At 71.6% G+C, this 6,199-nt stretch carries 4 protein-coding genes and 2 pseudogenes; 3 read left to right on the forward strand and 3 right to left on the reverse strand.

From position 1 onward, the window contains the following. The 3 genes and pseudogenes from KN815_RS01680 to KN815_RS01690 all read left to right on the forward strand — a co-directional run. Positions 1–233 (forward strand): annotated as a pseudogene (locus KN815_RS01680) (enoyl-CoA hydratase/isomerase family protein); the annotation flags it as partial. Positions 234–275: 42 nt separating this feature from the next. Beyond that, positions 276–1,916: an acetate--CoA ligase gene (locus tag KN815_RS01685; protein WP_216339454.1), complete on the forward strand. Its 1,641-nt coding sequence runs from the start codon at positions 276–278 to the stop codon at positions 1,914–1,916. Beyond that, positions 1,913–3,280, forward strand: a complete 1,368-nt coding sequence (locus tag KN815_RS01690; protein WP_216339457.1) for an MFS transporter — start codon at positions 1,913–1,915, stop codon at positions 3,278–3,280. The genes KN815_RS01685 and KN815_RS01690 overlap by 4 nt, the downstream gene beginning before the upstream one ends. A 282-nt stretch (positions 3,281–3,562) precedes the next feature. Here KN815_RS01690 and KN815_RS49885 read toward each other — a convergent pair. The 3 genes and pseudogenes from KN815_RS49885 to uppS form a co-directional block, all read right to left on the reverse strand. Then, positions 3,563–3,769 (reverse strand): annotated as a pseudogene (locus KN815_RS49885) (helix-turn-helix domain-containing protein); the annotation flags it as partial. A 229-nt stretch (positions 3,770–3,998) separates the two neighbouring features. Beyond that, a complete protein-coding gene (locus tag KN815_RS01700) occupies positions 3,999–5,459 on the reverse strand; it encodes an oxygenase MpaB family protein (RefSeq protein WP_216339460.1) in 1,461 nt (486 codons plus the stop codon). Then, entirely contained in the window at positions 5,456–6,154 is a 699-nt protein-coding gene (gene uppS, locus KN815_RS01705) for a polyprenyl diphosphate synthase (protein WP_253208683.1), read from the reverse strand. Before uppS ends, KN815_RS01700 begins: the two co-directional genes overlap by 4 nt. Positions 6,155–6,199 lie beyond the last annotated feature (45 nt).

Below are 6,199 nucleotides of genomic sequence, written 5' to 3' on the forward strand. Positions count from 1 at the left end.
TGAACCGTCTGGTCGACGAGGACCGGGTCAAGGAGGAGGCGCTGGCCGAGGCCGCCCACCTGGCGCAGTTGCCGCCCGGTGCCGTCGCGCTGACCAAGGGCAGGCTGCGCGAACTGGACGATGCCGGCCTGGACGCGGCGATCGACACGGCCAAGAAGGTGCACGCCGCCGCCTACGCCACCGGAGAACCGCAACGCGAGATGGCCCGCTTCCTGTCCGGCCGTCGCCGCTGAACCCGCCCGCCCCGCATCGTCCCTCGTCAAGGAGTTGCCGTCATGTCCACCGGCGTCGTCACCGCCGAGCCCGCCCACGACGGCGAGGCCGCCTACCGCCGCCTCGTCGAAGACCACCACTGGAGCGTCCCCGAGCGGTACAACATGGCCGCCGACGTCGCCGACCGGCACCCCGGCGACCGGCCGGCGCTGATCTTCGAGGACCACACCGGCCACCGGGAGGAGGTCTCCTGGCAACAGGTCCAGGACCGCTCCCGGCAGATCGCCGCGCACCTGCACGCCCTCGGCGTACGCAAGGGAGACCGGGTGGGCGTGCTGCTGCCGCAGCGTCCCGACACCCCAGCCACTTATCTGGGCGTGCTGCGCACCGGCGCGATCCTGGTCACGATGTCGCTGCTGTGGGCCGACGAACCCATCCGCTACCGGCTCGCCGACTCCGGAGCCACGGTGCTTCTGACGGAGACCGCGGCCGTGCACCGCGCGGGCGGCTTCGACGGCACCGTCGTCGACGTGGACGATCCGGCGATCGCCGCCCGGGCACCGGAATTCACCACCGTGGACACGGCGGCCGACGACCCGGCGCTGATCTTCTACACCTCTGGCACGACCGGTGCCGCCAAGGGCATCGTGCACGCCCACCGCACCCTGCTCGGGCACAACGAGTTCCGCTACTGCCACGACCTGCGGCCCGGAGACGTGTTCTACGGCGCGGGCGACTGGGCGTGGTCGATGGCCAAGCTGATGGGCCCGCTGCGGGCGGGTGCCGTGCACCTGGTGTACCGGCCGGCCGCGGGATTCGACCCGCCGGGCCTGCTGGCCGCCATGTCCCGCAACCGGGTCACCACCGCCCTGGTCAACCCGACGTTCCTGCGCAAGATGCGCCAGGAGGTGCCGGACGCCGGCCGCCGCCACCGGCAGGCGCTGCGGGCGGTGTGCTGCTCCAACGAGCCGCTGACCGAGGACCTCATCGACTGGTTCCGCGAGCAGTTCGGCCTCACCCTGCTCGACTACTACGGTTCCACCGAGTCCTATCCGCTGCTGGGCAACTTCCCCGGCGTCCCCGTCAAGCCCGGCTCCATGGGGCGTCCGCTGCCCGGCTGGGACGTCGCCCTGCTGGACGAGGACGGCCGCGAGGTGCCCGCGGGCGAGGCGGGCGAGATCTGCCTGCGGGCCGAATCCAACCCGCAGTACCCGCTCGGGTACTGGCAGCGCCCCGAGGCGTCGGCCGAGACGTTCGGCGGCACCTGGTACCACACCAAGGACCAGGCGGTGCGGGACGAGGACGGATACTTCTGGTTCCTCGGCCGCACCGACGACGTGATCAAGACCTCCGGGTACCGTGTCGGTCCATACGAAGTGGAAGCCGTCCTGCGCGATCACCCCGCCGTCGCCGATGCCGGCGTGGTGGGCGTCCCCGACCCGCTCCGTGGCCAGGTGGTCAAGGCGTGGATCGAACTCGCACCCGGCCACCGGCCCTCCGAAGCCCTGGCCCGCGAGATCTCCGAGCACGCCCGCAGGGCCCACTCCCGATTCGCCTGTCCGCGGCTGATCGAGTTCATCGACGAACTGCCCCGCTCGGCCACCGGAAAGATCCAGCGGGCCGCCCTGCGCGCACGCGACCTCGGCACACCCACCCCCTCTCCCGCCGCAGGGACACCAAGCCGGAAGGACGGACCAAGATGACCAGCCCCAGCCCCAGCCCCAGCAGCCCGCCCACCGCCGACACCGACGGCGCCGTCCCTGCGCCCGGCCCGGCCGCCGCCCCCGCGGCGCGCCGGAAAGTGGCCGCGGCCACCGCGGTCGGCAACTTCGTCGAGTGGTTCGACTCGGGCGCCTACGCCGTCATGTCGGCCACCCTCGCCAGCCTGTTCTTCCCCGAGTACGACACCACCGCCGCCCTGCTGGCGACCTGGGCCATCTTCGCCGGCGGTTTCGTCGCCCGTCCGCTGGGCGCGGTGTTCTTCGGCCACTACGGCGACCGGATCGGCCGCAACCGGATGCTCGCGCTGAGCGTGCTGTGCATGAGCGGCTCGACACTGCTGATCGGGGTGCTGCCCAGCTACTCGGTCATCGGCATCACGGCACCGGTGCTGCTGTTCCTGCTGCGGGCGGTCCAGGGATTCTCCACCGGCGGCGAGTACACCGGCGCCTCCGCGTTCATCATGGAGTACGCCCCCGAAGGACGTCGCGCCCGCTACGCCAGCATCGTCCCGCTCACCGTGGGCCTCGCGTCGATGGCCGGCGCCCTGACGGGACTGCTCATCACCACCTCGCTGGACGACGCCTCCCTGCGCAGTTGGGGCTGGCGCATACCGTTCCTGCTGGCCGGGCCGCTCGGCCTGATCGGCCTGTATCTGCGCAGCCGGATCGAGGACACCCCGGTCTTCCGGTCCATGGAACGGCGCGAGGCGGTGCGCCACGCCCCGATCCGCGACGCGTGGCTGGTGTGCCGCCGCCAGGTGCTGACCCTGTTCGGGTACAGCATCACCAACGCCGTCGGCTACTACCTGATGAGCAGCTACCTGATCGCGTACATGTCGGAAGAGGTCGGCTACAGCAAGTCTCAGGCCATGCTGACGGGGTGTGTGGCGATGCTCGCCTACAGCGCCGCCTGCCCGTTCCTGGCGGCGGCCAGCGACCGCTACGGGCGCCGGCCGATGCTGTTCACCGCGTGCGCGGGCTTCGCCGTGTTCACCCTGCCCGCGTTCTGGCTGATCGGGACCTCCCTGGCAGGGGCACTGGTGGGCACCGCGGTCCTGGCCGTGCTCGTCGCGGTGATCGGCACCTCGAACGTGCCCGCGATGGTCGAGATGTTCCCGGCCCAACTGCGCGCGAGCGGATCGGCGCTCGGCTACACCGCCGCCTACGTGATCTTCGGGGGCACCGCCCCGTTCGCAGCCACCGGTCTGGTCGCTCTCTTCGGCTCCCCGCTCGCCCCCGGCTTCTACCTGACGGGCCTGGCCGTCGTCTCGGCGCTGGTCGTCCGCTTCGCCTTCCGGGAGACGCTGCGGCTGCCGCTGACCCGCACGACCGTACTGGAGAGCTGACAGCCCCCGTCCCCGACGACCGGTGCGCCGGCCCGCGACTCATCCGCGGGCCGGCGCACCGGATGTGGCAACACCGTGACGGCGGGCAGCGATGATCCTGTGCCGCTCGAAAAGTCCGTCGATCCGGCCCCGGTTGAGACCGCCGCACAGGGCCCCGCGGCCGCGGCGGTGTTCCGGTGCGAGCGCCGCTGATCGCTGTACCGTCGACCCTCGCGCCCGGTCCAGCCCCCAGCGTCACCCTGCGCTACATGTCCGTTCGCCGCTTCTATACGAGAACAGGGCCTACCTGGCGGCCTCCGGATCGGCGGACCGCGTGTCTCCCATCTCCACGCGGAAGGGGTATGTGCTGGCCGCGGTGAACGCGTCGTGGATCGGCATGATGAGCGAGGTGAGGCGACGGACGTCGGCGTCGCCGATCGGCGTCCACAGCGCAGCGCAGTGCTCGTCGGTCTCCACCTCGATCCGCTCGCGCGCCGCGATGCCGGCATCGCAGGTGCGCGATGTGCGGGGCGTCGTACCCGGAGTCGAGCACGACCAGGATGTCAGGGTCTCCGTCGTACCACTGCCCGGCGGCGATCAGCCGCTCGACGACCTCGCGCAGTTAGGCGGTGGTCACGGCGGCGAGGTCGGCGTTTCGCGGGTACCTGAGTCGCAAGAAGGGACGTAGGTGCGGGAGCGTGCAGCCGTGGCCGCCAACCCCTACCCATGTATGAGCTCGTCAGGCGTCGGCGAGGAGGGGGTCGTACGGGGTGCCCGTGCGGCGGCCCGCCATGAAGGAGAGGAAGTCGCCCACGAAGGCGCTCCGGCCGTAGGCGCCGTCGGTGGTGGTGAGGTCGTGGTGGAAGGCGGTGCGGAAGAGGGTTCGGTACTCGTCCGCGTCGATGCTCCCGTTGCCGTCCTTGTCGGTGGCGTCGAAGAGGATCTCGGCTACGCGGATGAGCGCGGGTCCGGCGAGGGAGGGGACGGCGGTGGCGTACTCCTCGGCGCTGACGCGGCCGTCGCCGTCCGTGTCGAGGGCGGCCTGGAGCTCGCGCCACCAGGCGGCGAAGGCGTCGTAGAGCCGGGTCTCCTCGGGTTCGTCCAGGTCGAGGCGGGTGGAGAGTTCGCGTGCCATGGCGGCGAGGTCAGGCCAGTCGAGGTGGCCGTCGCCGGTCTGGTCCAGCACTCGGCGGAAGAACTCCTCCGCCGAGCGCCGGTTCTCTTCTGTGGCCGCCGAAGGTGCCGGGTCGGGGTTGGTGTCGCCCAGTGGTGTGAGCAGGCGGAGCAGGGCCGATGCCCGCTTCATGCGGGCGCGCAGGGCGGTTATGGTGCGGGCGCGGGGGTCGTCGCTGTCGGGCGAGAGTGAGAGGGCTTCGATGATGCTTTCGGCGTTGATCCAGCCCTCGGGCAGGAATCGGGCGAGCCCGGCGGCGAGGTAGGCGCCCTGCATGAGGGTTGGGGCGCCGGGCATCTCGGGCAGGCCGGCCCGGCGCCGGTAGGGCTCGGGGAGCGAGGCGACGGTGATCGCGCCGAGGAGCGGACCGGCGACAGCGCGGCCGGCCGCCCACAGTGTCGGCGCGCCGTCGAGCAGCGCAGGGGCGGGCAGGTGGTCGAAGAGCCGGTAGAGGATGACGCGGGCCGCCTCGGTGTTCTCCAGCTCGCTTTCGACGACCCGGTCGAAGTATCGCCAGAAGTCGCCCAGGTCCTCGGGGAGTTCCGCGGCGTCGCCGTCGAGCGCGGCGAGGAACGCGCGGTACTCGGCGTACATCCGCTCCATCGTGTCCTGGTCGAGCGGCTGGCCGCTCAGCCGGCACATGGTGACGGCGCTCTCGAAGAGGGTGGCGACCACCCAGGCGCGGGTCGCGCGGTCCATCGCGTCGTAGGCGCGGCCGCGGGAGTCGGAGCCGCTCATGCGGGCGTGCAGCCGGTTGAGCCGGGCGGCCTCCCGTTCGCGTACCGCTGGGTCGGTGCCGAACATGCGCCGCATGCTGAGGAAGGTGTTGCGCAGTCGGCGCCAGGGGTGGGCGACGAAGGTGGAGTTGTCGACGAGGGCGGCGCCGATCTGCGGGTGAGCGGCCTCCAGTACGGTGGCGCGGATCATGGCCAGGGCCCAGCGCGGGTCGTCGAAGAAGGCGCTGAACTGCGATGTCGGGCCGAACAGGGATGCCTCGTCGGCCGTTCCCGTGGTTTCGGTGGTCATGATGGGTCTCCGTTCGTCCGGGCGGGCACGCCGCCGAAGCGGCGGTCGCGGCGCCGGTAGGTGTGCAGGCAGGCGAGGAAGTCGGGAGCCCGGAAGTCCGGCCAGAGCACCTCGGGGAAGACCCACTCGGCGTAGGCGACCTGCCAGAGCATGAAGTTGGAGATGCGCTGCTCACCGGAGGTGCGGATGACCAGATCCACATCGGGGGTGTCGGGGAACGGCAGGTGGTCCGCGAAGAGCCGCTCGGTCACCTCGTCGGCGGGCGTCCCGCTGCGGATCAGCGACCTCGCAGCCTCGACGATGTCACGGCGCCCGCCGTGGTCGAAGGCGACGGTCAGCGTCATCCCCCGGTTGTCGGCGGTCAGTGTCGCCAAGTCGTCGAAGTCCTGGGCCAGTTCACGGGGGATGCGCGAGTCGGCGACCCCGAGGAAACGGCAGCGGATGCCGCGCGCGAGCAGTAGCGGCGCATGCTTGCGCACAACCCGGCGCACCAGACGCATCAGGAATTCGACCTCGGTGCCAGGGCGGTTCCAGTTCTCGGTGGAGAAGGCGTACAGGCTGAGCCACTCCACGCCGGCGGCCCGGGCCGCCTCGATGACGTCGATGACGGCGGTCACCGCGGCCCGGTGACCCGCCGTGCGGGGAAGCGAACGCCGCTGCGCCCAACGGCCGTTGCCGTCCATCACGCAGGCCACGTGTCGCGGCCCCGCACGCGCCGCCCCCTCGTCCCGCCGCTGCCC

This window comes from Streptomyces niphimycinicus (assembly GCF_018883605.1).
Taxonomy (GTDB): domain Bacteria; phylum Actinomycetota; class Actinomycetes; order Streptomycetales; family Streptomycetaceae; genus Streptomyces; species Streptomyces niphimycinicus.

Bases quoted from the DNA above. Each gene is read 5' to 3' on its own strand.
- KN815_RS01700 (WP_216339460.1), bottom strand. From the start codon at position 5,459: ATGACCACCGAAACCACGGGAACGGCCGACGAGGCATCCCTGTTCGGC.
- KN815_RS01690 (WP_216339457.1), top strand. From the start codon at position 1,913: ATGACCAGCCCCAGCCCCAGCCCCAGCAGCCCGCCCACCGCCGACACC.
- KN815_RS01685 (WP_216339454.1), top strand. From the start codon at position 276: ATGTCCACCGGCGTCGTCACCGCCGAGCCCGCCCACGACGGCGAGGCC.